At 69.8% G+C, this 24,893-nt stretch carries 19 protein-coding genes and 1 riboswitch; of the genes, 8 read left to right on the plus strand and 11 right to left on the minus strand.

Annotated elements, in window-relative coordinates:
- Window positions 1–21 precede the first annotated feature (21 nt).
- Both E7V67_019420 and E7V67_019425 read left to right on the plus strand, forming a co-directional pair.
- Window positions 22–1,863 carry a PhoH family protein gene (locus E7V67_019420; GenBank protein WUR11854.1) on the plus strand — a complete coding sequence of 614 codons (1,842 nt, stop codon included), beginning with the start codon at window positions 22–24 and terminating at the stop codon, window positions 1,861–1,863.
- A gap of 117 nt (window positions 1,864–1,980) precedes the next feature.
- Window positions 1,981–2,181 (plus strand): cation transporter, encoded by a 201-nt coding sequence (locus E7V67_019425; GenBank protein WUR11855.1) that lies wholly within the window; start codon window positions 1,981–1,983, stop codon window positions 2,179–2,181.
- Window positions 2,182–2,307: 126 nt separating this feature from the next.
- Here E7V67_019425 and E7V67_019430 read toward each other — a convergent pair whose 3' ends face one another.
- Window positions 2,308–3,033, minus strand: coding sequence for a glutathione S-transferase (locus tag E7V67_019430; protein ID WUR11856.1), 726 nt, complete (start codon window positions 3,031–3,033; stop codon window positions 2,308–2,310).
- A 119-nt stretch (window positions 3,034–3,152) separates the two neighbouring features.
- Here E7V67_019430 and E7V67_019435 point away from each other — a divergent pair, with 119 nt between their 5' ends.
- Window positions 3,153–3,914, plus strand: a complete 762-nt coding sequence (locus E7V67_019435; GenBank protein WUR11857.1) for a sulfite exporter TauE/SafE family protein — start codon at window positions 3,153–3,155, stop codon at window positions 3,912–3,914.
- Here E7V67_019435 and E7V67_019440 read toward each other — a convergent pair whose 3' ends face one another.
- The 8 genes from E7V67_019440 to E7V67_019475 form a co-directional block, all read right to left on the minus strand.
- Window positions 3,915–6,029 carry a TonB-dependent receptor gene (locus tag E7V67_019440; protein WUR11858.1) on the minus strand — a complete coding sequence of 705 codons (2,115 nt, stop codon included), beginning with the start codon at window positions 6,027–6,029 and terminating at the stop codon, window positions 3,915–3,917.
- 70 nt (window positions 6,030–6,099) lie between these two features.
- A riboswitch (cobalamin riboswitch) is annotated at window positions 6,100–6,312 on the minus strand.
- A complete protein-coding gene (gene cueR, locus E7V67_019445; GenBank protein ID WUR11859.1) occupies window positions 6,307–6,699 on the minus strand; it encodes a Cu(I)-responsive transcriptional regulator in 393 nt (130 codons plus the stop codon). It overlaps the preceding riboswitch by 6 nt.
- On the minus strand, window positions 6,696–9,161 hold the full coding sequence (locus tag E7V67_019450; GenBank protein ID WUR11860.1) for a heavy metal translocating P-type ATPase: 2,466 nt from the start codon (window positions 9,159–9,161) through the stop codon (window positions 6,696–6,698). Before E7V67_019450 ends, cueR begins: the two co-directional genes overlap by 4 nt.
- A gap of 243 nt (window positions 9,162–9,404) precedes the next feature.
- Window positions 9,405–10,139: a FecR family protein gene (locus E7V67_019455; protein WUR11861.1), complete on the minus strand. Its 735-nt coding sequence runs from the start codon at window positions 10,137–10,139 to the stop codon at window positions 9,405–9,407.
- Window position 10,140: 1 nt separating this feature from the next.
- Window positions 10,141–14,265 carry a filamentous hemagglutinin N-terminal domain-containing protein gene (locus E7V67_019460; protein WUR11862.1) on the minus strand — a complete coding sequence of 1,375 codons (4,125 nt, stop codon included), beginning with the start codon at window positions 14,263–14,265 and terminating at the stop codon, window positions 10,141–10,143.
- An 18-nt stretch (window positions 14,266–14,283) separates the two neighbouring features.
- Window positions 14,284–15,864, minus strand: coding sequence for a ShlB/FhaC/HecB family hemolysin secretion/activation protein (locus E7V67_019465; GenBank protein WUR11863.1), 1,581 nt, complete (start codon window positions 15,862–15,864; stop codon window positions 14,284–14,286).
- A gap of 221 nt (window positions 15,865–16,085) precedes the next feature.
- Entirely contained in the window at window positions 16,086–18,359 is a 2,274-nt protein-coding gene (locus tag E7V67_019470; GenBank protein WUR11864.1) for an adenylate/guanylate cyclase domain-containing protein, read from the minus strand.
- Entirely contained in the window at window positions 18,356–19,972 is a 1,617-nt protein-coding gene (locus E7V67_019475; protein ID WUR11865.1) for an HD domain-containing phosphohydrolase, read from the minus strand. Before E7V67_019475 ends, E7V67_019470 begins: the two co-directional genes overlap by 4 nt.
- Window positions 19,973–20,171: 199 nt before the next feature.
- On the opposite strand from E7V67_019475, the gene E7V67_019480 reads away from it, so the two are divergent.
- From E7V67_019480 to E7V67_019500, 5 genes are read left to right on the plus strand one after another with little or no spacing between them, the layout of a single operon-like run.
- The gene (locus E7V67_019480; GenBank protein ID WUR11866.1) at window positions 20,172–21,065 is read left to right on the plus strand and encodes an MBL fold metallo-hydrolase; all 894 of its coding nucleotides are present in this window, start codon (window positions 20,172–20,174) and stop codon (window positions 21,063–21,065) included.
- A 12-nt stretch (window positions 21,066–21,077) separates the two neighbouring features.
- Complete coding sequence (locus E7V67_019485; GenBank protein ID WUR11867.1) at window positions 21,078–21,542, plus strand: hypothetical protein; 465 nt, start codon at window positions 21,078–21,080, stop codon at window positions 21,540–21,542.
- Window positions 21,539–22,141 carry a hypothetical protein gene (locus E7V67_019490; GenBank protein WUR11868.1) on the plus strand — a complete coding sequence of 201 codons (603 nt, stop codon included), beginning with the start codon at window positions 21,539–21,541 and terminating at the stop codon, window positions 22,139–22,141. The genes E7V67_019485 and E7V67_019490 overlap by 4 nt, the downstream gene beginning before the upstream one ends.
- A gap of 16 nt (window positions 22,142–22,157) precedes the next feature.
- On the plus strand, window positions 22,158–22,766 hold the full coding sequence (locus tag E7V67_019495) for a hypothetical protein (protein WUR11869.1): 609 nt from the start codon (window positions 22,158–22,160) through the stop codon (window positions 22,764–22,766).
- A gap of 3 nt (window positions 22,767–22,769) precedes the next feature.
- Window positions 22,770–23,162: a VOC family protein gene (locus tag E7V67_019500; GenBank protein ID WUR11870.1), complete on the plus strand. Its 393-nt coding sequence runs from the start codon at window positions 22,770–22,772 to the stop codon at window positions 23,160–23,162.
- A 173-nt stretch (window positions 23,163–23,335) separates the two neighbouring features.
- Here E7V67_019500 and E7V67_019505 read toward each other — a convergent pair whose 3' ends face one another.
- Together E7V67_019505 and E7V67_019510 are read right to left on the minus strand one after the other, a co-directional pair.
- Window positions 23,336–24,304: a GNAT family N-acetyltransferase gene (locus tag E7V67_019505; GenBank protein WUR11871.1), complete on the minus strand. Its 969-nt coding sequence runs from the start codon at window positions 24,302–24,304 to the stop codon at window positions 23,336–23,338.
- Complete coding sequence (locus E7V67_019510; protein ID WUR11872.1) at window positions 24,301–24,864, minus strand: XRE family transcriptional regulator; 564 nt, start codon at window positions 24,862–24,864, stop codon at window positions 24,301–24,303. Before E7V67_019510 ends, E7V67_019505 begins: the two co-directional genes overlap by 4 nt.
- Window positions 24,865–24,893: the final 29 nt, after the last annotated feature.

Here is a 24,893-nt window from a genome sequence, read left to right on the forward strand (position 1 = left end):
TTTTTTTAAGATGAGATCCTGATGCCACTGCCAAAACTGCCTGCCAAGCCAGCCACGCTGCTGCTGGCCAAAGATTACCCCAAGGCGAGCGGAGCGAATCCGGTCCCTTTCCCCGAACATGAAGCCGACGCCGCGCCGAAGAAATCGACGCGCGCCAAATCCGCCCTCCTGGCCGAACCGGTCGCGCCACCCGTGATGGCCGACATCCCGACGCCGGCGCCGGCGAAGAAGACGGCGCGCAAGGGCGCGGCCAAGGTTGTCGCTCCTGTCGCCGCCGCGCCAACGCCTGCCCTGCCGACGCCACCGGCTGGCGTGGCCGAGCAAGCGAGCACCGTCAAGGCCAAGGCGCCGCGTGCCAAGGTCACGCCGATCAAGGCCGAGGCGCCCCATCCGGCCCACCACAAGGCCAAGGAAGTCGTCATCAAGTCGTCCACCAGCCGGCACGCCGACCAGGTCGGCGCCACCAAGCTGTTCGTGCTGGACACGAACGTGCTGATGCACGACCCGACCTCGCTGTTCCGCTTCGAGGAGCACGACGTGTTCCTGCCGATGATGACCCTGGAGGAGCTGGACAACCACAAGAAGGGCATGTCCGAAGTCGCCCGCAACGCGCGCCAGGTGTCGCGCACCCTGGACGCGCTGGTCGCCAACACGGACGACGACGCGATCGAGCAAGGCATCCCGCTGTCCAAGCTGGGCAACAAGGACGCCAAGGGCCGCCTGTTCTTCCAGACCCGCCTGCAGATCGCCGACCTGCCGGAAGGCCTGCCGCAGGGGAAGGCCGACAACCAGATCCTGGCCGTCGTGCGTTCGCTGGAAGCGGAACAGGAAGGCCGCGCCGTCGTGCTGGTGTCGAAGGACATCAATATGCGCATCAAGGCGCGCGCACTGGGCCTGCCGGCCGAGGATTACTTCAACGACCACGTGCTGGAAGACACCGACCTGCTGTACTCGGGCATCGTGCAGCTGCCGGACGACTTCTGGAACAAGCACGGCAAGGACATGGAGTCCTGGCAGGAGAACAAGAACGGCTACAGCTACACGTACTACCGCGTGACCGGCCCGTTCGTGCCCTCGCTGCTGGTGAACCAGTTCGTCTACCTGGAGCCGAACAATGGCGAGGCGTCGTTCTACGGCCAGGTCAAGCAGTTGAATGGCAAGACGGCCGTCATCAAGGTCCTGCGCGACTACAGCCACAACAAGAACAACGTGTGGGGTGTCACGGCGCGCAACCGCGAGCAGAACTTCGCGCTGAACCTCTTGATGGATCCGGAATGCGATTTCGTCACCCTGCTGGGCCAGGCCGGCACCGGCAAGACCCTGCTGGCGCTGGCCTCCGGCCTGGCCCAGGTGCTGGAGACGAAGCTGTACAACGAGATCATCGTCACCCGCGTCACGGTGCCGGTAGGCGAGGACATCGGCTTCCTGCCGGGTACCGAGGAAGAGAAGATGGGCCCCTGGATGGGCGCCTTCGACGACAACCTGGAAGTGCTGAACAAGTCCGACAACGACGCCGGCGAATGGGGCCGCGCGGCGACGCAGGACCTGATCCGCTCGCGCATCAAGATCAAGTCGCTCAACTTCATGCGCGGCCGCACCTTCGTCAACAAGTTCCTGATCATCGACGAGGCGCAGAACCTGACGCCGAAGCAGATCAAGACGCTGGTGACGCGCGCCGGCCCCGGCACCAAGATCCTCTGCCTGGGCAATATCGCGCAGATCGACACGCCATACCTGACCGAAGGCTCGAGCGGCCTGACCTACGTGGTCGACCGCTTCAAGGGCTGGTCGCACAGCGGCCACGTGACCCTGGCGCGCGGCGAGCGCTCGCGCCTGGCGGATCATGCCAGCGACGTGCTGTAACGGTTCGCTTGCTCATCCCGAAAACCCGCCTGCTGGCGGGTTTTTTTTGGCCGGTGCTTGACCTTGCCGCCGTGGGAAGGATTACAGTACGCCCATCGACAACGAAAGGAGTACCACATGTACGAACTGCAGGTTGAGAACATGAGCTGCGGCCACTGCGTGGCCAGCGTGACGAAGGCCGTCAAGGCCGTCGACGGCACGGCGCAGGTGGACGTGGACCTGGCTGGCAAGCAGGTCAAGGTGGCTTCGGCGGCGCCGCTGGAGGCTGTCAAGGCGGCGATCGCCGATGCGGGTTATCCGGTGACCGCGGCCCGCTGACGGTCGCAGGGTTAGGGTCTGTCCCCACAGGGGACTGACCCTGGTTTTTATCACACACCCAACGTAAGGAATAAAACCGGGGTCAGTCCCTGAAGGGACAGACCCCAAGCCATTCGTTCGCGGTACTCATACCTGCTCATCGAGCTCGATGTAGTGCCGGAAAATGCCATCCTCGTTGAAGGGTATGCGCCGCTTCGACTTCAGGTAGGCCGCGATGCGCGGCCGCGCCGCCACCATGTCGTGCAGCGCGATCAGCCGTGGCCAGTGCCGCTGCAGCCGCTTCATCGTGTTCGGGTAAGCGTAGCGCAGGCCCGCGACCAGCTGGAACAGCGACAAATCCACGTACGTCAGCTTCGAGCTGGCGGCCCACCCGCCGTGCCCCGCGTTGTTGTCCAGCACCTGTTCGAAATAGCCGAGGAACTTCGGGATACGGTGGTTGCGGAAATCCCGGGTGCGGGCCACGGCCGCCTTCTTCTGGTCCTCGTAATAGCTGTTCACCGAGATCGGATGATGGGCGTCGTGCGCCTCGGCGACGGCGTCGGCAATGGTCAGCTGCAGCTGGTTGCACCACAGCCGCGCCTCCAGCGAGCGCGGCGCCAGGCCGTGGCGCGCCCCCAGGAACTGCAGGATATTGGCAGTCTGGCCGATCAGCAGGTCGCCCGCGCGCAGCACCGGCGGCGCGAACGGCGCGGTCCGCGCCTGTTGCCAGTCGAGCACGTGCTGGATCGATTCCATGCCGTGCCGGCCGCGCGCCACGTCTTCGTAGGGCACCCCGGCTTCCTCCAGCGCCAGCCGGACGAATTCGCCCCGGCCCTGGATGGTCGGCCAGTAATACAGAATGTACGGTTCCACGCCACCTCCACGGTCGATCGACGGTGTGCCGATTGTAGCCCGGCAGCGCGCACAAGGACGCACGGTGGCGCAAACCGGCGCGACGCTATAATCGTCCGACGCCCCCAACGAGATCCTTCATGCCGCCCGTCCCCCCGCTCGAACTGCACACCATCCTCCTGATCGCCGCTGCCGGCCTGTTCGCCGGCACCCAGAACGCCCTGGCCGGTGGGGGTTCGTTCATCACGTTTCCGGCCCTGCTGCTGGCCGGCCTGAACCCGCTGGCCGCCAACATGACGTCGACCATCGCGATGTTCCCCAGCCAGGCCACGTCCGCCATTGCCGGACGCCGTTTCGTCGACGACGTGGGCCCGCTGACGTTCCGCCAGATGTTCGCCATCAGCGTGATCGGCGGCGTGCTGGGCGCGCTCCTCTTGCGCATCACGCCGCCCACGTTCTTCGAGCGGCTGGTGCCCTGGCTGGTGCTGTTCGCCACGTCGATGTTCGCCTGGGGCGCGTTTCGCAAGCAGCCGCTGCACGCGGCGTCGTCGATGCCGCGCTGGGCGCTGGTGCTGACCCAGGGCGCGATCGCCATTTACGGCGGCTACTTCGGCGGCGGCATCGGCTTCCTGATGCTGGCCGCGCTGACCATCGCCGGGCAGCAGATCCGCGCCGCCACGGCCACCAAGAACATGCTGGCGATGGCGATGAATGCGGCGGCCACCCTGATCTTCGCGTTTTCCAGCCTGATCAGCTGGCCCGCCGCGCTGGCGCTGTGCGCCGGCGGCATCGGCGGCGGCCTGCTGGGCGCATGGCTGATCCACCGGCTGCCGCCGCGCATCATGCGCATCTTCGTCGTCGGCGTCGGCGTCGCGTTGACGATCTACATGTTCCTGCGCTGATCAGAAGGCCAGGCGCAAGGTGAGCCGCGCCGTGCGCGGCTCACCCGGGTGGAAGTGGATGTCCTCGACCCCGCCCGGTGCCTCGCCCGGCAGGCGCGAAGCATAGTAATACTCGATGTCGTTGCCGCGGCGGTCGAACAGGTTGAACACGTCCACCGACAGATGCCAGTCGCGGTCGATGCGGTAACCGGCGCGCAGGTAGGCCAGCGCCGTCGCGGACGAGCGCACGCTGTTGTCCTCGACCAGCGGACGCGGGCCGAAATAGCGCAGCTGGAATGCGCCGGACCAGCGCCCGCCCGGGCCGACGTCATCGACGGTCGCGCCGAACGATGCCACCCGCTCCACCGCGCCCGGCACGTGGGCGCCGGCCGGATCGTCGCCCAGGTAGCGCGCCCGTGAATACGCCAGGTCAAGGTCGAACAGCAGCCAGGGCGCGGCGATGTAGTGGTTGTTCCACTCGATTCCATGGCGGCGGCTGGCGCGGCTGGCCGAGGTGTCGCCCGCGTCACCCGAGAACACCAGTTCCGAACCGGAGCGCAGGCGCCACAACGCCAGCGAACTTTGCAGGCCTTTGACGATCTCGCTGCGCAGGCCGATCTCCGAACCGCGCGTCTTCACCAGCGGCGTTACGGGATCGACAGGCGTGCCCTCGCGCGGCGCCACGTGCGCCGTGGTGCCGCGCGCGTCGTTGCTGTGAAAACCGGCGCCATGGTTGACGAAGAGTTCCGTCGCGGCCCACGGCCCCAGCACCAGCGACAGCTTGGGCGAGCTGACGTGGTCGTTCGCCACGCCGCTGTTGGCGGCGATCGAGCTGGCCACATCGAAGCGGTAGCGGTCGTGCCGCAGCCCGGCGATGGAGCGCAGCCATGGCGTCCATTGCAGCGTGTTCTGCAGCCACAGCGCCGCGCTGGCCTCGTCCACGCGCGAGCGCGCGTAGGAGCGCAGCAGTTGCTGGTCGGCCGTGGCGGCCAGCACCAGCGGGCCGATCCTGTCGAAGCGGCCCTGCACCCCGACGGTGGTGCTGCTGGCACGCTCGCCCACGCGGCCATGCCAGGTGTGGCTGGCGTCGAAGCCGGTCATCGTGCGGCGCTCGCGCTGCAGGAACTGGTCGCCCGCCTGCGGATCGTCCAGGAACCAGGTGAAGTTGTTGTACAGGGTCAGGTCGGAGCGCACCACGTAGGCGCTGGCCTGCCAGGCCGTATCCGGGCCGCGCCGCTTCCACTGTGCGGACAGGCTGTAGCGCGACGTGTGCCCGGCGTCGCTCGGGTCCAGCGTGCCGAAGGCGTCCAGCTGGCCGGACTGCACGGCGCGCAGCGGGATCTGGCTGGTGGCGCGCCAGCCGGCGCGGTAACCCATCGCCGTCACGCTGAAGCGGTCGGCGCCGCTGGCGGCGCTGTAGCGCAGCACGCCGGACCATTTGTGAAACGCCTCCGGCAGCTGCCACGGCCCGTCGTTGTGCGCCAGCTCCAGCGCGTACAGCAGGTTCCCGCCGCCTTGCGGCATGGCGCCGGCCACCAGCGCGCGGCGGTACTGGTGCGCCCCGGCGGTCAGGGCGGCCATGCTGGCGTCGAGCCGGTCGGCCAGCTCCATGCGCGCGGCCCCGGCCGAGGCGAAGTCGCCTTCGTCCGCGTAATACGGCCCCTTCTTGTAGTTGATGCGGCCCACCAGTTCCGGAATCAGAAAATTCAGGTCGGTGTAGCCCTGGCCGTGCGCGTGCGTGCGCATATTGACGGGCATGCCGTCCACGTAGGTAGCGAAGTCGGTGCCGTGGTCGAGGTTGAAGCCGCGCAGGAAGTACTGGTTGGCCTTGCCGTCGCCGCTGTGCTGCGTGACGATCACGCCGGGCACGAACTCGAGCAGTTCGCCGGGCCGCAGCGCGGGCCGGCTGGCGATCAGGCCGGCCGTGACGGTGCCCTGGCTGGCGGCATCCGACGTGCCGACGCCGTTGTCGTAATGACCCAGCACCTTGATGACGGGAACGTGGGAAGCGGCGTCCTGCGCCGCGGCATGCGAAGTGAAGAAGGCGGCAGGCAGCGCGGCCGCGACGAAACGGCGCGCGAGCGCGCCAGGCTTGCGGCGGCGCGCGAGGCGGCCGCCGGCAGACAGAATGAACATGGATGTCCCGGATTGAAGGCAACCGCGCCCACCTCCCCGTGGGCTTGGTTGAACAGAGCGCCGCGATGCGCAGGCGCTCCACCTGTCTGGCCGGTATCCGGGCTGGCAAGTCCGGACCGCCAACCTTCCCATCCGCAGACAGTGGTTGCGTGGCGATCCTGCCGTCTTGTGACGGCGCTTGCTTACCGTTGCGGGGGCAGCACACCCTGGCTTCGCGCCATGTGTTTCCCGTTTAACTGCGCGCGTGAGCACGCGCGCGGGCACCAAACGGCGCCGATTATACGTTGCTGCCGAGGGTTTGCAAGATCGGGCAGTCGGGCCGGTCGTCGCCGTGGCAGCAGGCGGCCAGCGTGGCCAGCGTGTCGCGCATTTCCGTCAGCTCGCGAATACGCTCCTCCAGCTCCGTCACGTGCGCCAGCGCGATGCGCTTGACGTCCGCGCTGGCGCGGCTGTCGTCGCGCCACAGCGACAGCAGTTCGGCGATGCGCTCCAGCGAGAAGCCCAGCTTGCGCGCGCGGCGGATGAAGCGCAGCACGTGCAATTCGCGTTCGCCGTACACCCGGTAGCCGCTGTCGGTGCGCGCGGCCGCCGGCAGCAGGCCGATGCTTTCGTAGTAGCGGATCATCTTGGCCGACACGCCCGAGGCGGTGGCCGCCTGGCCGATGTTCACGATCGTGCTCCCGGGCGCCAGCGCCGCAGCAGCAGCGCGTTGCCGATCACCGAAACGGAGCTGAGCGCCATCGCGGCGCCTGCCACGACCGGGTTCAGCAGTCCCAGCGCGGCCAGCGGAATGCCGGCCAGGTTGTAGACGAAGGCCCAGAACAGGTTCTGGCGGATCTTGCCGAAGGTGCGCCGCGAGATATCGATGGCATCGGCCACCAGCACCGGATCGCCGCGCATCAGCGTGATGCCGGCCGCATGCATCGCCACGTCGGTCCCCGTCGACATGGCGATGCCGACGTCGGCGGCGGCCAGCGCCGGCGCGTCGTTGATGCCGTCGCCGACCATCGCCACCACCCTGCCCTCCCGACGCAATGCGCCGATGGCGGCGGTTTTGTCGCCCGGCAGCAGGCTGGCGCGCACGTCCTCGATTCCGACGGCCTGGCCGACGGCACGTGCGCTGCCGGCGTTATCGCCGGTCAGCATGGCGGTGGCGACGTGGCGCGCATGCAGGCGCTCGACGGCGCTGCGCGCGCCCGGCTTGGGCGGATCGGTAAAGGCCAGCAGGCCAAGCAGCGTGCGGCCGCCGGCGTCGGCCAGCCACGAGATCGTATGGCCGCTATCCTCCAACCCTTGCGCCGCTGTGGCCAGTGCGCCGGCCGCGATGCCGCGCTCGCTCAGCAGGCGCGAGCTGCCGAGGATCAGGTCGCGGCCGTCGACCATGGCAGTCAGGCCGCGGCCCGGCAGCGCCGTGACGGCCTGCGCCGCCGGCACGGCGAGAGCGCGCGCCTCGGCCGCCTGCGTGACCGCACGCGCCAGCGCATGCTCGCTGCCGCGCTGGATCGCCGCGGCCAGCGCCAGCAGCCGGTCCGCGTCCGTGCCGTCCGCCGGACGGCATTCGGCCAGCACCGGGCGCCCCTGCGTCAGCGTACCGGTCTTGTCGAACACGACGGTATCGACCCGGTGCGCCAGTTCCAGCGCATGGGCATCCTTGATCAGGATGCCGTGACGGGCCGCGACGCCGGTACCGGCCATGATGGCGGCCGGCGTGGCCAGGCCGAGTGCGCACGGGCAGGCGATGACGAGCACCGCCACCGCGTTGATGACGGCCGCCTCGGCACCGGCGCCTGCCAGCAGCCAGCCGGCCAGGGTCAGGGCGGCGATCAGCACGACGACGGGCACGAACACGGCGCTGACCTTGTCCACCAGGTGCTGCACCGGGGCCTTGGCGGCCTGCGCGTCCTCGACCAGGCGGATGATGCGGGCCAGCGTGCTCTCGGCCCCGACCGCCGTGGTGCGCACCAGCAGCAGGCCGTCGCCGTTGATGGCGCCACCCGTCACCGGGTCGCCCGCGTGGCGTGGCACGGGCAGGCTTTCGCCCGTGATCAGCGCCTCGTCCACCTGGCTGGCGCCTGCGCTGACGACGCCGTCGACGGCGATGCGCTCGCCCGGCCGCACCACCACGATGTCGCCGGGCCGCACCGCGGCAATGGGCACGTCGGCATCGGCGCTAGCGCCGTCCGCCGCCGTGCGGCGCACGCGCGCCGACTCCGGCCGCAACTGCTGCAGCGCGCGGATCGCGGCGGTGGTTTCGCGCTTGGCGCGCGCCTCCAGCCATTTGCCCAGCAGGACCAGCGTGATGACGACTGCCGCGGCCTCGAAGTACAGGTGCACGCCGGCGGGGCGGGTCAGCAGCAGGTACACCGACAGGCCATAGGCCGCGCTGGTGCCCAGCGCCACCAGCAGGTCCATATTGCCGGCGTGCGCGCGCAGCGCCTTCCAGCCGGCGCGGTAGAAGCGTGCGCCGAACAGGAACTGGACGGGTGTCGCCAGCAGCCATTGCAGCCAGCCGGGCACGATGCTGGCGTGGTGCGCGCCGGCCAGGCCGGCGATCATCGGCAGCACCAATGGCAGCGACAGCAGCGCCGACAACAAGACCGGCACGCCGGCGTTGTCGCCGCGCAGCCAGGCGCGCACGCCGTGCGCGCTGGGAACCTCGGCTGCGACCTGCCCGGTGCCCTGGGACGATTCGCGCAGCCGCGCCGCATAGCCTGCCTGCTCGACCGCGGCCAGCAACGCGGCCGGGTCGAGCTGGCCGCCGGACTCGACGCGGGCGGTTTCGGTGGCCAGGTTGACGGTAGCGCCCGTGACACCGGGCACGGCGCGCAGCGCCTTTTCGACACGGCCGGCGCATGAGGCGCACGTCATGCCCTCGATGGCAAGGTCGAGCGCGGCGGCCGGCGCGGCGGACAACGGCTCGGCCTCGTAGCCGGCCTGCTCGACGGCGGCGCGCAATGCCTGCGCGGACGCGGAACCGGCGACGCGCGCCGTTTCGGTGGCCAGGTTGACGCTGGCATCGGTCACGCCGGGCACGGCGCGCAGCGCCTTCTCGACGCGGCCGACGCACGAGGCGCAGCTCATGCCGGCGATGCGCAGGTCCAGGCTGGTCGTGGGGATGATGGTTTCGGTCATGGGATACTCCTGTGACAGGTTGCTGTCATCATCAAGTATCCCATGATGGGAAGGTCAAGGGAAATCAGGTGCGCTAGACCCCAGGTGACAGGCTCCTATCTCAGGGCCGTCAAGGCCCTGAGATAGGAGCCTGTCACCACGTGTTTCTGTCAGCGCCGTCGAAGCGCAGGCAAACACCGGTGTCAGGCACCTGTTTGCGGGTCGGGAGACCCGCAAACAGGTGCCTGACACCAAGGGTCACGACTACCGCACCTCGCAATCGACCGCCTGCCGCGGCGCGGCCGCCGGCGCGGCACCCGGCGCGACCGGCGCCCCGGCTGGCGGTGCGCTGAACGCGGGCGGCGGCGTGAACTGCATGCCCGGGTTGGCCGGCACCACGACCGGCGGCACCGCGGCGCCCGGCGTGAAGCCGAACTGCCCGGCCGCGAAACTGGTGCCACCGCCGCCGTTGGCGACAAAAATCATCCCGTCCAGCACCTGCACGTACAAGCCCGGCGGGCGCGCGGCGGCGCCCGCCACATCGGTCGCCACGTGCTCGACGATGAACGTGGTGCCGCGGATGCCGATCGTGGCGGTGGGCGTCTTCAGCTCGAACTTTTCCTTGCTGCGCTTGCCGAGCAGCCCCGTGACGGAGCGCAGTCCGCCCTTGACGAGGTTGAAGCGGGCCTGGTCGCCCTCCTGGCGCCCACCGTCGAAGCTGAAGTTCTCGATGGTCAGGGTGGAAGCGGGCCGCAACGTGATCTCGCTGTTGTCGATGAAGCGCACCTGGGCGTAGGTGTTCTTCTCCGTCACCAGCGTGTCGCCGTTTTCCACCTCGGACTTGAGCGACAGGATCTTGACGGCGCCGTTGGCCTTCTTGGCCAGCAGCGGGCCGCTCAGCTGCACGACGACGCCGGCCACCGCGGCCCAGGCGGGCAGCGCCAGCAGCAGCGACGCTGCCAGCACCATGCACTGCAGGGGTTTGACGAGGATCTTCATATCAGTTGCAGTAGTTCTTGACGGTCGGTTTGTCGGTGCCGGCCGGCTGGGCTGCCGGCGCGGATTCGGGACTGGCGTCCTTGTCCTTGTCCTCGCGCGGCGCCGGGCCGCCCGCTTCCGCCGGGCCGGTCGTGCCGGCCGGCGCCTGCTCGCTGGCGCCGCCGCCCAGCTGCTGGGCCGGACGCTGCACGGCCGCGATCAGCTCATTGGTGGCCAGTTGCACCGGCTTCACGGGTTCATCGACCGTCGGCGGCGCGATCACCGCGCAGGCGGGCAGCGTCGGCGTCACCTGGCACTGGTCGACGTTCGCGACCGGCGTCGGTTCCGGCGTCGGCGTGGGCACCGGTGTCGGCGTGGGGACAGGCGTTGGCGTCGGTTCAGGCGTTGGCGTTGGCGTCGGTGTCGGTGTCGGTGTCGGTGTCGGTGTCGGTGTCGGTGTCGGCGTCGGCGTCGGCGTCGGTGTCGGTGTCGGCGTCGGCGTCGGCGTCGGTGTCGGCGTCGGTGTCGGCGTTGGCGTTGGCGTTGGCGTTGGCGTTGGCGTTGGCGTTGGCGTTGGCGTTGGCGTTGGTGTTGGTGTTGGCGTCGGCGTGTTCAGATTCGCCCTGGTCGTCACGCCCTGCCCCGCCACCACCGTAACGGCCGGGTTCACGATGACGGCGTCACCCGCCGTCAGGCGCACCCGCCCGCCGGTCTCGATGCGGGCGTTGGGTCCCACGGTCAGCCGGTCGGCGCTGGCACCGGTGGCGCCGGCTTCCAGCGCGATGGCGCCCCGCTCGGACAGCACCGAACCGAGGATCGTCAGCGGGCTGTGCGCCGTCAGCGCGATGTCGCCGCCGCTGGTTTGCACCAGGCCCCCTTCGGCCACGTTCGTCGCGCCGTGATTATTCAACGTGATGGCGCCACCGTTGCCCAGCGCAAGCTTGAGCGTGTCGATGGACAGGGCGCCCGGCTGGCCGGCCGTGTAGTTCTCGATATTGATCGGCGCATTGCCGCTGGTGGCCGTCGACTCGGCCGCCAGCGTGGCCACGGCCGTGCGCAGCGCGCGTGCCTGCGTGCCGACGCCGCCGCCGGCCGTGATCGACAGCGCATCGCCGGCGATCGTGCCAGCCAGCTCGTTGGTGGCCGTCGTCAGCGTGCCGCCGGTGCGCAGCGCGACAGCGTCGCCGCGGATGCCGGCGATCTCGTAGGCCGTGCCGGCACTGCCGCCGGCGAGGCGCGCCACGGCCACGTCGCCCTGTCCGGTGAAGCCGACATTGCCGCCGGCCTGCACGGCCAGGTTGCGCACCTGGTTGCCGGCATGCGCCAGCAGCACGTTGCCGCCGGCCTGCACGCCCAGGTCCGGCACGTCGATCGCGCTGCCCGGCTCGTCGCCCTGCGTGACATCGGCCGCGGTGAACAGGTTGATGCGGGTGGTGCGCAGGTGGCGTGCATGGGCACCCGCCGCCGGGTCGGCGCTGATGCCCGCCACGTGGATGGCGCCACCGTCGCCGGTGCCGATATTGATCGTCGGCGCCTGCACTTTGTCGAGCTGCGTCAGGGCCAGGCAGCCCTGGCCGCAGCCGTCGCCACCGATCTCGATGCGGCCGCCGCCATGGGAGCGCAATGCCACCAGCTCGGCCTGGATCGTACCGGCCAGGTCGAGGCCCGCCGCCGTCACGGTCACGCTGCCGGTGCTCGCGATCGAGTCGACCCTCAGCGCCGACGCCGTGTCCAGCACGACGCTGCCGGCGCCGTCGGCGCGGATGGCGCCAATGCGGTTGGTGGCGCTGTCGAGGAAAACGTCGCTGCCGGCCGTGACCAGCTCCAGCGCTGGCGCGACCACGCTGCTGCCGCTGGCCTGGGCGATGCCGCGCGGCGCCGTCAGCTTGACGTCGCCGCTGGCGCTGATCCCGTCCAGGCCGCCCTGCGCCACCACCAGCACGCTGTTGGCGTCACGGTAGCTGAAATTGCCGTTCGTCGCGGCGCCGGCCAGCGCGCCGGCGCGGTTGCTGGCATTCTCCAGCGTGACGGCGCGGCCGCTTGCGTTCAGCACGCCCGCGCGCACCGCCTCGCCCTGCGTGATGGCGCCGGTCTGCGCGCGCAAGGTCAGCCCCTCGCGCGCCGACACGGCCTTGTTCAGTGCCACGCTGCCGCCCTGCAGGGTCAGCATGCCGGTGCCCGTGCCGATCCCGGCGCCGGCGCGCGTGGCCGTCAGGTCGAGCGTGCCGGTGACGCTGACGTTGCCCGTGTAGCCGGCGCGTGTGCCGATCGCCACCTCGGGCGAGTCAACCGCCGCCAGTTCCGCTGCGCTCAGCCACGCGGCCGGCGATCCCAGCGTGATGGCGCGGGTCGCGCCGTACGTGTCGAGCGTGACGCGGCTGCCGGCGATGGCCGCCGCCGGCAGCAGTTCCAGGTTGTCGCCGGCCAGCGCGACCCGCTGGCCGATGACCTGCACGCCGCCCAGCACGCGCACCGTGCCGTCGGCCTGCGCGGCGGTCACCGCCACGTCGCCCATGCCCGCGTCCACGTTCTTGGCGATCGTCAGGTCCGCGCCTTGCAGCGTGATGTTGCCGCCGCGGGTCGCGATGGCCGCGGCGACGTTGACGGCGCCGCCTTCGAACACGCCGGCAGGCGCCGCCGCGTCCGCCGCACTCAGGGTGACGGCGCCGCCCTGGGTGGCGATGGCCGCGTTGACGTTGATGTCGCGTCCCGCCTGCGCGATCAGGCCGACGCCGGCCGACCCCATGTTCACGGCGTCACGGAAGTTGATGTCGCGCCGCGCCTGCAGCACGACGTTGGCCGTGGCGTTGTCGAGCAGCGCGGTGGCGATTTCCGTGACGCTGCCCTGCGCGCCGGGCGCGAAGTCGGCCGCGTCGTCCAGCGTCGCGCCGGCCGTGGGATTGGCCTTGACGTCGATGTCGTACGGGTCGAGCAGCCAGGTGCCGTTGCCGGCCGGGCCGCGCGCATCGACGCGGATGCCGGCCACGTCCAGCTGGCGGCCGGACGTTTCGATCTGGCCGCCCTTGCCGGCGGCGCCGCCGCGCGCCGACAGCGTGCCGTGCACGCGTGCCACGTCGTCGCCCCAGGTCACCACGGTGCCACCGTCGCCGCGCGCCAGCGCATCGGCCGCGATCACGGCGTCCTCGCCGACGAATGTCTGCGCCGCGTTCGGCACGGCCGCATCGCGGCCCTGCCAGCCGCCCCCGACCAGGACCGTGCCGCCACCCTGCCCGCCACTGGCATCCACGCGGGCGTCGCCCGTCAGGCCGACCTGCTGGCCCAGCACCTGGATCGAGCCGCCGTCGCCCGCGCCCCGCGCGCTCGTCACGCTGCCCGCTTCCAGCAGCGCCTTGCCGCTGGCTTTCAGTACCACGCGGCCGTTGGCGCCGATGACGGCACTGTCCGCGTTGACGGTGCCGCGCTGGTTCAGCAGCGCGCCGTAGATGCCGATGCGCCCGCCCGCGGCCACGATGGCGCCCAGATTGAGTGCGCGGTCGCCGGGAGCCGAGACGACGACCTGCAGCGCCGGGTTGTCCGCCTCGACCAGTTGCACGCTGTGCCCGGCCGCCAGCAGCACTTGGCCGCCGGGAGCATGGATGATGCCGGTGTTCTGCACGTCTGGCGCCACGAGGTAGACCTGGCCGCCCTGCGGCGTGGCGATACGGCCCTGGTTAGCCACGGCACCCGCGCTGGTCCCGGCGGTGAAGCTGTCGCGGCCGGCCAGGAAGTCGGCATTGGACATGCCCAGCGACGACGCCGCCAGCCCGGCCACGTCGACCCGCGCGCCCTGGCCGAACAGCACCCCGTTCGGATTGACCAGGTAGACCTTGCCGTTCGACTGCAGGGTGCCGAGGATGCGGCTGGGGTCCTGGCCCGTGATGCGGTTCAGCACGCGGCTGTCGGCGCCCTGCTGGATGAAGCGGGTGATCTCGTCGCGCCCGATCGAGAAGCTGTGCCAGTCGATGATCGTGTTGGGCGCGTTGGTGATCGAGAACACGTTGCCCTGCTGGCTGAACGCGGCCTGGCCCGCCACCACGTGTGGCGCGACCGGGGCGGCCAGGGCGGTGCCCGCGCAGCAGGCGGCCACCAGTGCCGGCAGCAGCTTGCGCCGCAGCGGGCGCTGCGCGAGGGAGGTCGATGACGTCATGATGATTACCTCGTTAGCTCAAAAAGAGACGCCGAGCCGCACGTGCAGGCGGTTGGCATCCGTGCGGCCGGTGGCGCCGGCGCGCAGCACGTGACCGTAGTCCAGTTGCAGGTTCAGGTTGGCCGCGGCGAACAGGCGCAAGCCGACACCCGCGCTGGCGATGGCCGTGCTGGCCAGTTCGCCCGGCAAGGCGTCGTTCCGACGCACCCAGGCGCTGTCGTGGAAGGCCAGCAGGCGGCACTGGAAGGTATCGCCTCCGCACAAGTCGGGCGTGTACAGCTCCAGGTTGGCGCCGATGCCGCGGTCGTTGGCGACCTCGCGTTCGGCGAAGCCGCGCACCGAGGCGGCGCCGCCGGCGCCGAACTGCTCGCCCGGCACCAGCGCGTCGCGCGAGTACTGGGCGTTGACGATGGCGCGCGCCTGCCAGTCGCCCGGCAGGGCGCGGCTCCAGCTGGCGCCCAGGCGCAGCAGCGTGTAGTCGTCCGGCGCGCCGGCGCGGGCGCGGTGGAAGTCGTCCTGACCGCCGCGCCGGCCGCCCGGCACGTTGCGCAGCAGCGCCAGCGAGGCGCCCAGCTCCTCGCCGGAGCGGGTCCAGGTGCCGACCCACGCCACGCTGACGGGATGGACGGTGACGTCGTTGCCCAACTCCCGGCCCAGCACGACGATGCTGTTCTTGTAGGCCTTGTAGTCGACGCCGTACTGCAGCTTCGACTGCAGGCTGCCGCGGCGCGCCAGGTTTTGCGTGTAGCGTGCGCCGTAGACGGCACCCTGCCCGCTGACCGCCACGTCCAGCACGCCCGCCGCCACGGTACCGCTGTCCACGTTCGAATAGCTGGCATAGAAGTCCAGCGCGTCGCCCAGCGCATACAGCGGGATGTGATAACCGGCGCCATACACCCTGACGCGGCCCGGATGCTCCACGGTCGTGGTGTACTGCAAGGTCATCACGTGGTCGCGGTTCCACAGGTTGGCATGCTGCAGCACGACACCCGTGCGCGTGCGCCCGGTTTGCGCCGTGCCGGTATTGTCGACGTTGACGATGGCCTTCCACGCGCGCTCGTCCTGCACCTCCAGCGTGGCATCGACTTCGGCTTCGCGCTCCGGACTGCCCTGCAGCTTCAGCGCAATCTTGCGGGCCGGGTTGTCGTTGGCCAGCTGCAGGCTGTCGGAAATGGCCGTCACGTTCGGCGTCTCGCCTTCGCGCAGCCCCGGCAGGCTGCGCCGCACGTTGGCCTCGTCGAAATACCGGTTGCCACGCACGCTCACGCGCCCGATCCTGGTCTGCACCACGCGCAGCTGGACAATGCCGCGGTCCAGTTCCTGTTCCGGCAGCTCGACGGTGACGACCGTGTAGCCGGCCTGCCGATACGCCTCCTCCAGCGCCTCCAGTGCGCGCTGCACGTCGCCGAAGTCGCGCGCCTTGCCGGCGAACGGCGCGACCGCCGCCTGGACCACGGCGGGCGCCAGCAAGGTGTTGCCGGTCACGTCGAAGCGACTGATGTCGAAGCGGACGATGTCGTCCGCGCCCGCGGCGCGGGCGGCGGTCAAGGCGGTGGCAAGGGCGGCGCCGGCAATCAGGCGCGCAAGGCGGTAGGTCATCGTGTTGGCTCGGAGTTGCAGGAAATGGCTCGCCCCGGCCAGCGGGGGGCGCAAGCGAATTATCCCCTATTTACCCAGCCCAGCCTTGCGATTTGTGATGCCACACGGAAATAAAGCAGGAAAAGACACGTCTTTTCGATCATTCCAATGGCGAAAAGTCAATATTTTTCGGACTCCACCACACGTGTTGGCAAAACTGATACATCTTCGTGCAACACACGCTATTTGCTCATGAACGTCGTCGCGCCATCCCAATCGGGTCCCGGCGGCTGGGCCCGGTAGCCGGCGATGCGCTCGCGGTACAGGGCATACAGGCGCCGCTCCGGCGTGCTCGCCATCAGTGCCTGCAAGGCGGCATCGGCTTCGTCCCAGCGCTGCGCCCGCACCAGCGCCAGCGCGGCGTGCCAGTGCGCCAGTTCGGCCCGCGTGGAAGCTGCCACGGCGCCGGCCTGTCCGAGCGGTTCGAAGATCGCCACCGGCTCGCGCTTGCCTTTCACGCGCACCAGGTCCAGTTCGCGGTAGACGAACTCCGGCGCCGCCGCGCGCGTGGCCGCGCCCACCGCGATGCCGACGCCGTACACCTTGGTGATGCCTTCCAGCCGCGCGGCCAGGTTGACGGCGTCGCCCATCACCGTGTAGGCGCGCCGGATCGACGAGCCCATGTCGCCCACGTGCATCAGGCCGCTGTTGATGCCGATGCCGATCGCCAGCGCCGGCCAGCCGCGCCGGCGGAACTCCGCATCGAGCCGCGCCGCGCTTTGCTGCATCAGGAGGGCCGTGGCGACGGCGCGGCTGGCGTGGTCGGGGAACGGCACCGGGGCGCCCCAGAATGCCATCACGGCGTCGCCGATGTATTTGTCCAGGGTGCCGCGATGGCTGTCGCGGATGTCCTCGGACATCGCCGTCAGGTAGCGGTTGATGTATTCGCGCAGCTCGCGCGGCGCCAGGCCTTCGGAGATCGTGGTGAAGCCGCGCACGTCGACGAACATGACGCTCAGCGCGCGGCTCTCGCCCTCCATCGTGTAGCGCTCCGGGTTCTCGGCCATCTCCGCCACCAGCTCGGGCGCCACGTATTCGCCGAAGCGCGACACCAGCGCGCGGCCGCGCCGCACCTCGAAGAAGTAGCCCCACGCCAGGTTGAAGACGAACAGCACGACGATCAGCACCAGGAGCGGCGCCAGGTTCAGCACCGCATCCTGCGCGCTGTACAGGTGGAAGTTGAACCAGCCGGCCGCCATCAGCGCTGCCAGCGACAGCGGGATCGCCCAGGCCGGGGCCAGCGCGGCCAGCGCGAACGTCAGCACCACCCCGGCCAGCAGCACCTGCGCCAGCTCCGCCGCCATGGCATAGTCGGGGCGGGCCTTGAAGCTGTCGTCCAGGATCGACTTGATCAGGTTGGCGTGTACCTCCACGCCGGGATAGACGGCGCTGACAGGCGTGGCGCGCAGGTCGTTCAGGCCCGCCGCCGTGGTCCCCACCAGCACGATGACGCCTTCCAGCACTTGCGGCGACACGGCGCCGCGCAGCACGTCCACCGCCGACACGTAACGGAACGCCCCGCCCCGTGGTCCGCCGCTGCCGCGGAACTGCACGGTCGTCGTCAGGCCTTCGCCCACCGGAATGCGGATCGCGCCTTCCGGATGGAACAGCGCGATGGCATCGAGGCCGCCGCTGGCCTTTTGCGCCGCCGTCATGCTGTCGACGGTACTGTCCCACAACGGCGCGATGGCGCGCGCCCGCAGGGCCACCGCCACCGTGGCCAGCGACAGGGTCGGATAGTAGCCGTTGCCGATCTTCTGCAGCAGCGGCGTGGAGCGCACCACGCCGTCCCGGTCGGGCAGCACGCTGAAGATACCGGCGCCTTGCGCGGCCTGCTGCAGCCGCGCGATATTGGCCTCGTAGCCGTGCGCCTGCCAGGCATGCAGCGTGCGGCCGTTGAGCGACTCTTCCGTAAACGCGGGCGGCGGCAGCACGCCCTTGGCCTGCTCGCCCGCCGTGGCATAGCCCAGCACGACAGGCTGCCCCGCCATCGCCGCGGCCAGCAAGCCGTCGTAGTCCATGCGTGCGCGCAGGCGTTCCAGTTGCGCCGGCAGGCCCGGCACGTCCTTCAGCTCGCGCCGGGCCAGCGCATCGAGTACGCCGTAGCCGGAGCTGTGGTCCGGTTCGGGGAACGACACGTCGAAGCCGATGGCGGCCACGCCGTAGTGGCGCGTCAGCTGCGTGACGAGGCGCGCCATCACGTCGCGGCTCCACGGGAAGCGGCCGACGGCGGTCAGGCTCTTGTCGTCGATGTCGACGATGACGACGCGCGGGTCCAGCCGCGCCGGCTCGACCCGCATGCGCAGGCCGGCGATGAAGGTGTCGAGCCGCTCGAGCGCGTCCAGGCCCAGGTGGCCCGTCACGTGCAGCGCGGCGCCCGCTGTCAGCAGCAGGCCGCACAGCCAGCGCAGGCCATGCTTGCGCGCCGCCCGCGCCAGCGCGCCTGCCAGCTTCACGGCGTGTAGCCCGGGATCGCCGTCTCGTCCACTTCGTCGATCTGGGCCGGGTCGAGGTGGCGACGGGCGAACTCCAGGTAGACCTTGCGCCGCACGAAGATGTCGAACAGGGCCGGGTCGATATGGCCGTTCAGGCTGAAGCGGCCCAGGATCTGCAGCGCCTCCGTCAGCGTCTTGGGGGTCTTGTAGGGGCGGTCACTGGCCGTCAGCGCCTCGAAGATGTCGGCAATGGCCATCACGCGCGCCGGGATCGACATCTCGTCGCCGCGCAGACCCTTCGGATAGCCCTTGCCGTCCATCCGCTCGTGGTGGCCGCCGGCGAATTCGGGCACGCGGCGCAGGTGTTTCGGCCACGGCAGCGATTCGAGCATGCGCACCGTCATGACGATGTGATTGTTGATGATCGTCCTTTCCTCGGCCGTCAGGGTGCCGTAGCGCACCGTCAGGTTGGCCACCTCGTCGGCACTGAGGAAGGGCTGCTCGACGCCGTCCGGGCCGGTCCAGCGGCGCGCCGCGATCTGGTGCACGCGCTGCTCGTCCTCATCGGGCATGCCCTCGCCGCCCACATTGGCGCGGCGCAGGAACTCGCGTTCCTCGCGCAGCCTGGCCTGCTCCTGCAGCAACCGCTCGCGCAGCGCGTCCGGGTCGCCGCCGGCCAGCTGCTGCCGCAGGGCGCGGATCTCGGCATCGCGCAGCAGCACCTCGAAGCGGGTGTCCAGCAGGCCGATGCGGTCGTAGATCGTCTGCAGCTTGGTGGCCTTGTCCACCACGTGCACCGGCGTCGTGATCTTGCCGCAGTCGTGCAGCAGGCCGGCCAGCCACAGTTCCTTGCGATCCGCGTCCGTCATGCGGAACCGCGCCATCGGGCCTGCGCGCGTCTCGTGCACGGCCTCGGCCAGCATCATCGTCAGCTCCGGCACGAACTGGCAGTGCCGGCCCGTGTAGGGCGACTTCTCGTCGATGCCGATGTTGATCAGGTTGACGAAGGCCTCCAGCAGCTCCTCCAGCTGGCGCACCAACGACTGGTTGGTCAGCACGACGGCCGCCTGCGCGGCCAGCGCCTCGATGAAGCGCTGGTCGGTCGAGGAAAACGTCGTGATCGCGCCCGTGTCGAGCGCACGCGCATTGATCAGCTGGAGCACGCCCAGCAACTCGCCGGCGTGGTCGTGCATCGGCACGGTCAGGAACGACTGCGAGCGGTAGCCGAAGCGCTGGTCGAACGCGCGCATGCCGGAAAAATTGAAGTCGTCCGCGTGGTACACGTCGGCGATGTTGACGGAGCGGCGCATATTGGCCGCGTAGGCGGCCACCGACGACAGGTTCGGTTCGCCGTGCTCGCCGGCCAGCGGCACGGGCGGAATGTCGGCCGGCTTGCCGGAGGAGCCGCCCAGGTGCAGGCCCAGCGTGTCGTTGACGGACAGGTGGAAGCACAGCGTGCGCCCGTCCGCGCTGGGGCGGTACAGCGTGCCGCCGTCCGCATTGGTGATGCTTTTCGCCACCAACAATATGCGTTCGAGCAACAGGTCCGTGTCGTGGCTGGCGCCCAGCGCGACGGACAGTTCCGTCAGCTGATCCAGTCGCTGTGCGATCTGTGCATGATTCAGTTCTTGCATGGTGCCATGTTGCCCCAATGAAATTCCCCCGTGATTATACGGGTGTCGCCACATGCGTACTGTATACGCTATGCCGCCGACGCGGCGGTCAGGACGAGTTTGCAGCCAGAAGCGGGGCAAAACCCGCTATCATCGACGCTGGAGTGTGGGAACGCTGCCGCGCAGCCGGACAAGAACAAGCCATCGGGACGTCGTGACAATGAAATTCAAATTCTGGGGGGTGCGGGGATCGATACCGTCGCCGGGGCCGCGCACGGTGCGCTACGGCGGCAACACCACCTGCATCGAGGTGCGCAGCGACGACGACACGCTGATCGTGCTGGACGGCGGCACCGGCCTGTTCTGCCTGGCGCAGGCGCTGGTCGCCAGCCCGAAGCGTCCCATCGATGCCAATATCTTCATCACGCACAGTCATTGGGACCACATCCATGGCCTGCCGTTCTTCACGCCGCTGTTCATCCGCGGCAGCCGCGTGTGCCTGCATGGCGTCTGCGACCCGGACACGGGCAACGGCATCGAGCACGTGATGGGCGTGCAGCTGCAGAACAGCTACTTCCCCGTCAGCGAGGCGCAGATGGGCGCCACCATCGAATACCGCACGTTGCAGGTGGGCGAGGCGTTCGCCGTGGGTGACGCGGTGGTGAGAAACGTCGTCATGGGCCATCCGGTCACGGACCTGGGCTACCGCATCGACTGCAACGGCAAGTCCGTCTTCTTCACCGGCGACCACGAGCCGCTGTACAACCTGTATCCGGAAGGCCATCCGGAGCACGCGGCCTGCGCGGCCCAGGTGGCCGAACGCACGGCCGCCATCGACGCGATGGTGCGCGGCGTAGACGCGCTGATCGCGGACTGCTCCTACACCCGCGGCGAATATCCGTCCAAGGTGGGCTGGGGCCACGGCACCTTCGACAGCGCGCTGGCGATGGCGCTGCGCACCGGCGCCAAGCGGCTGTACTGCACCCACCACGAGCCGACCCGCGGCGACGACGAGCTGGAAGCGGTCTTCGCCGAAGTCATGGCGCGCCACGAGCCGGCGCTGAACGGCCTGCAGGTATTCCTGGCCTACGAAGGCCTCGAGGTGACGCTGTAGATGGAGACCGGCATGGAACGCATCCAGGGCGTGGTCACCGACCTGCGGCTTGGCAAGACCGTGATGTACAAGAAGGAGACCGGCACGAGCACCTTGCACGCGGCCGTGTTCAAGGTCGGGGAACGGCAATGCAAGATCGTCGCCAACCATCCGATCGTGATCGAGGAAGGCGACGAGGTGATCCTGTCCGGCGCGCAGCGCAGCGACAACCTGTTCATCGCGCTGGCGCACCGCAACGTCACGCGCCGCGTCGAGGGCCACGAAGGCTGGGCCACCCGGCTGGTGCTGACGGTGCTGCTGGTGGCGGCCGGCATCTGGCTCGGCACCGTGCTGCTGGGCGGCGGCTACGCGACGGTGCTGAGCGTGGCGCTGCTGGGGGCCGGCGTGCTGATGGCGTGGCGCTCGGTGCAGGTGGTGCTTTCCATCCTGGCCTTGCGGCCGCAAACGAAGCGCAAACCGAAAGGAAAACGGAAATGACGATCATGGTCGTGACGGTGGATGGCGTGCAGGCCGCCGCGGTGGATCTGGCGCAGGTGGACATGCTGGCCGTGCACGTCAACGGCGACCTGACCCGGCCAGGGCTGGCCAACCTGTCCTGCCATGGCGGCACTTATCCGCCCGACGGGGGCGAGTCGACCTTCCGCATCTGGGCGGAACAGGACCTGGACGGGCCTGCCGGCACGGTTACCGTAACGATGCTGGAACAGCCATGGGCCGGCACGCCCACGCAGGGCAAGACGGTCGCCGAGCTGTTTCCGGACGAGCCGCCATGCGAGCGCACCGACTTCACGCCGACGGCGGCGGAACGCGAGGAGCTGCGCAGCCGGCCGCGCCTGCGCGATGCGTTCTCGTGGTCGCTGCATGCGCCCGACGGCGCGCGGCTGCAGGGGCGCAACGGCCCGGACGACGACTCGTTCGCCTTTGCCGTTCTGTGGACGGCCGACCGCCCGGCGCTGGCGCGTGTGTACGGCTCGACCACCAATATCGACAACGTGCTTGCGCACCGCCACGGCTCCAGGCTGTACGAAGGCAGCCTGGCCATCGGTGAAAGCGTGACGTTCGGCTGCGGCGAATGAACCGGGAGAAAAGGCGATGACGATCTTCAGCATAGCGGTGGACGGCGACGTGGTGGCCGCCGTCGACAACGACGGCCTGGCGATGCTGTCCGTGCACGTGCGCGGCAGCGTGACGGAGCCGCATGCGGCCGTGCTGTCTTGCGACGGCACCTTGACCGCCGGCCATGCGGATGGCTACCGCGTCTGGCTGCAAGAGCTGCAGCTGCGGGCGGGTCAGGTGGTGACGGTACGCATGGGCGACAGCGGCGCGGCCGTGACACCGGCACAGGACCCGCCCGGGCCGCACCATGGCCTGTCGCCCGAATCGGTCGCCACGCTGGGCCGCACCCATCCGCCGCCCGGCGCGCTGGACGTGGCGGCGGCGCGCAGCCATGCGCGGGTGCGGCCCGGTTTCTCGTTCGCGCTGGACCTGTCCAACGGCAAGGGCTGCGACGTGCGCAGCGACCCGGCCGACGAGATGTTCCAGTGCCTCGTCATCTGGACGCTGGACTGGGAGCCGGAATGCGCGCGCGTCCAGGCCAGCGCGTCGAGCCGCGAACGCATCCTGCGCGGCGAGCGCGAGACGCCGGCGTTCGAGGGCCGCCTGTTGCGCGGCGACAGCGTCACGATCCGCTGCGGCGACTGAGCCATGATTTCGCACGTCTTCCTGGGGGTGACCGATTTTGGGCGCGCGTTCGCGTTTTACGCGCCGCTGATGGCGGCGCTGGGCCAGCCGCTGCGCTTTCGCGACGACAGCCGGCCATGGGCGGGCTGGATGCCGGCCGACGCGCCACGCCCGCTGCTGCTGATCGGCGCGCCGCACGATGGCGCTCCGGCCAGTGTCGGCAACGGCGCGATGACGGCGCTGCTGGCGCGCGACCGCGCTTCGGTCGATGCCGCGTACGCCGCGGCGCTGACGCATGGCGGCAGCTGCGAGGGACCGCCCGGCCTGCGGCCGGAATACCATGCCAACTACTACGGTGCCTATTTCCGCGACCCGGATGGGAACAAGCTGTGTGTTTGTTGTCACGAGCCTGGCTGAGTCCTACCTGAGTGCCTGTAGAACCAAACCCAGTGGTGTCAGGCACCTGTCTTGGGGTCTAAGACCCCAAGACAGGTGCCTGACACCGGGGGTCTTGTCCATGCTATCAAAGCGCCGACGAACTTCGGGGTCAGTCCCTGCGCAGGGCCAGACCCCAGCGGCGCCACGCTCCGCTACAGGCGCTTGCCGAAACAGACCGCGGCATCCATGCCGACGTACTTGCCATAGTTGTCGATGCGCCGGTAGCCATGCTTCTCGTAGAAGCGCACGGCGCGCACGTTGACCTTGCGCGTCTCCAGCCATACCTCGGCATACCCCAGCGCCGCAGCGCGCGCCTCCAGGTGCGCCAGCAGCGCGGCGCCGACGCCGGCATGGCCGGGCCGCGCATACATGCGCTTCAGTTCCGCGACCTGCGCCGTCAGCGGCCGCAGCGCCCCGCAGCCCACCGCCGCGCCATCGACGCTGGCCAGCACGAAGCACGCGCGCGGGTCGCGCACGTCGGCAACGTCGAACGAGGCGTTGCCGCTGTCGCCCGTCAGCGCGCACAGGGCCGCGGACAGCTCGCCCAGCAGCGCGGCCGCCTGGGCGCCCGACGGGTCGGCCCGGGCGATCGCCAGGCGCGGCGCCAGCAGCTTGTACATCACCGTGGTCGCACCCAGGCTGCCGTCCGCCAGCCGGGCAAAGGCGGGAATCGCGCCGCAGACTTCGAAGCCGAGCCGGCGGTACAGGTGTTCGGCGCCGCTGCCCGTCCAGGTATCCAGCACGAGCAAGCTGCGGCCCAGCTCCCGCGCGCGCGCTTCGGCCGCGGTCATCAAGCCCAGCGCGATGCCGCGCCGGCGCGCCCGCGTGTGCACCAGCATCTTGTTGACCTCGGCCCGGTGCGCGCCGTTGGCCGGCATCGCCAGCGCCAGCTGCACGGTGCCGCAGATGCCTTCGGCGTCGCGCGCGACGAACACCGTGCGCGCGCCGGCGTCGACCTGCTGCGCGATGCCCAGCCACCAGCGCCGTGCGGCACTGACGTCGAACGGTGGCAGGAATCCGACGCTGGCGCCATGCGTCACGCAGTCGTGCAGCACGTCGGCCAGCGCGGCGACGTGGGCACGTATGCCGTCGCCGTGCAATTCTTCGATGGCGGTGTTCATGGTTCGATGACGGCGATGAGGTAACGGGCCGGCTGCGGGCCGGGACAGACGAAGCGCGTCGGACCGAACAGCCGGAAGCGCAGGCAGTCGCCCGCCTCCAGCCGGTATTCGACGCCTTCCAGCGTGTAGTGCAGCACGCCGGACAGCATCCACAGATGCTGTTCCATGCCACGCACGGCCGGCTGCTCGTAGTCGATCACGGCGCCTGCTGGCAGCGTGCCCTCCACCAGTTCGGCGCGCAGGCCTTGCGCCGGCGGCGAGACCATGCGGCGCACGAAGCCGCTGGCCGGATCGGTCCAGACGGCCTGCTCGGCCGCGCGGATCAGCTGCGCGCCCTGCTCCTCGACCGCGGCGATCAGGCGGGACATCGGCAGGCCGTAGACGGTGCACAGCTTGCCCAGCAATGCCGCCGTCGGGCTGCTTTCGCCCCGCTCCAGCCGCGACAGGGTAGCGCGGCTGATGCCGCTTGCATTGGCCAGCTCTTCCAGCGACAGTCCACGTTGTTCGCGCAGGGCGGCCAGGCGGCGCACGAGACGCGCCTCGAAGTGATCTTCTCTCATGGAAGAGAATATATCTCATTTTCGAGATA

It is taken from the genome of [Empedobacter] haloabium, assembly GCA_008011715.2.
Classification (GTDB): domain Bacteria; phylum Pseudomonadota; class Gammaproteobacteria; order Burkholderiales; family Burkholderiaceae_D; genus Rugamonas; species Rugamonas haloabia.

Coding starts and splice junctions, on each gene's coding strand:
- E7V67_019420 (WUR11854.1), top strand. CDS start 22: ATGCCACTGCCAAAACTGCCTGCCAAGCCAGCCACGCTGCTGCTGGCC.
- E7V67_019510 (WUR11872.1), bottom strand. CDS start 24,864: ATGAGAGAAGATCACTTCGAGGCGCGTCTCGTGCGCCGCCTGGCCGCC.
- E7V67_019460 (WUR11862.1), bottom strand. CDS start 14,265: ATGACGTCATCGACCTCCCTCGCGCAGCGCCCGCTGCGGCGCAAGCTG.
- E7V67_019495 (WUR11869.1), top strand. CDS start 22,158: ATGACGATCTTCAGCATAGCGGTGGACGGCGACGTGGTGGCCGCCGTC.
- E7V67_019475 (WUR11865.1), bottom strand. CDS start 19,972: ATGCAAGAACTGAATCATGCACAGATCGCACAGCGACTGGATCAGCTG.
- E7V67_019435 (WUR11857.1), top strand. CDS start 3,153: ATGCCGCCCGTCCCCCCGCTCGAACTGCACACCATCCTCCTGATCGCC.
- E7V67_019500 (WUR11870.1), top strand. CDS start 22,770: ATGATTTCGCACGTCTTCCTGGGGGTGACCGATTTTGGGCGCGCGTTC.
- E7V67_019490 (WUR11868.1), top strand. CDS start 21,539: ATGACGATCATGGTCGTGACGGTGGATGGCGTGCAGGCCGCCGCGGTG.
- E7V67_019425 (WUR11855.1), top strand. CDS start 1,981: ATGTACGAACTGCAGGTTGAGAACATGAGCTGCGGCCACTGCGTGGCC.
- E7V67_019465 (WUR11863.1), bottom strand. CDS start 15,864: ATGACCTACCGCCTTGCGCGCCTGATTGCCGGCGCCGCCCTTGCCACC.
- E7V67_019480 (WUR11866.1), top strand. CDS start 20,172: ATGAAATTCAAATTCTGGGGGGTGCGGGGATCGATACCGTCGCCGGGG.
- E7V67_019440 (WUR11858.1), bottom strand. CDS start 6,029: ATGTTCATTCTGTCTGCCGGCGGCCGCCTCGCGCGCCGCCGCAAGCCT.
- E7V67_019505 (WUR11871.1), bottom strand. CDS start 24,304: ATGAACACCGCCATCGAAGAATTGCACGGCGACGGCATACGTGCCCAC.
- E7V67_019485 (WUR11867.1), top strand. CDS start 21,078: ATGGAACGCATCCAGGGCGTGGTCACCGACCTGCGGCTTGGCAAGACC.
- E7V67_019450 (WUR11860.1), bottom strand. CDS start 9,161: ATGACCGAAACCATCATCCCCACGACCAGCCTGGACCTGCGCATCGCC.
- E7V67_019455 (WUR11861.1), bottom strand. CDS start 10,139: ATGAAGATCCTCGTCAAACCCCTGCAGTGCATGGTGCTGGCAGCGTCG.